At 57.9% G+C, this 630-nt stretch carries 1 pseudogene; it reads left to right on the plus strand.

Going from position 1 to position 630, the window contains the following annotated elements:
• Positions 1–8 precede the first annotated feature (8 nt).
• Positions 9–630 (plus strand): annotated as a pseudogene (locus C8264_RS21940) (hypothetical protein); the annotation flags it as partial.

Raw genomic sequence — 630 nt, forward strand, 5'->3', positions numbered from 1 at the left:
TGGACTCGATGGCCAACGGCATCAAGACCATCGAAGCGGCTAACAACGGCCTGACCGCGATCACAAAAACGCTTGAATCGATGCAGTCGACCCTGCGCCAGGCGCGTCAGGACAAATCGTTCGAGACTGAATCGTTCGAAGTCAAGCTCGACGTTACTGCCGGAAACGATCCGACCTTGTTCACCGCAGGCGACACCATCGTGCTGGGTGAGGCAACCAAGGGACTAGGTTCGCTTGCTACTGCCGATACCATTACCATCGGTGGTCTCACCCTCGACGGCGCTGTCAAGGCTATCAACGAAGGCACAGCCGGCGCGGCTGGCCAGGTTCGCGCTTCGAACGACAACGGCAAGCTCCGCATCGAGAACATCTCGACGTCGGACCTCGCCATCTCCGGCACCGGTGCCGCCGGACTTCCGGCATCTGGCTCCGAAGCCGTCATCGAAGGCAACGCGGTTCGTGCCGATTTGGCTCTGCAGTACAATGAACTGCGTGACCAGCTCGATAAAATGTCCGACGACGCTTCGTTCAACGGCATCAATCTGCTGCGCGGCGACAATCTGAAGATTACCTTCAACGAAACCGGCACCTCTTCGATCGACATCCAGGCCAAAGACAAACAATCGGTCA

It is taken from the genome of Devosia naphthalenivorans, assembly GCF_003056355.1.
Lineage (GTDB): Bacteria > Pseudomonadota > Alphaproteobacteria > Rhizobiales > Devosiaceae > Devosia > Devosia naphthalenivorans.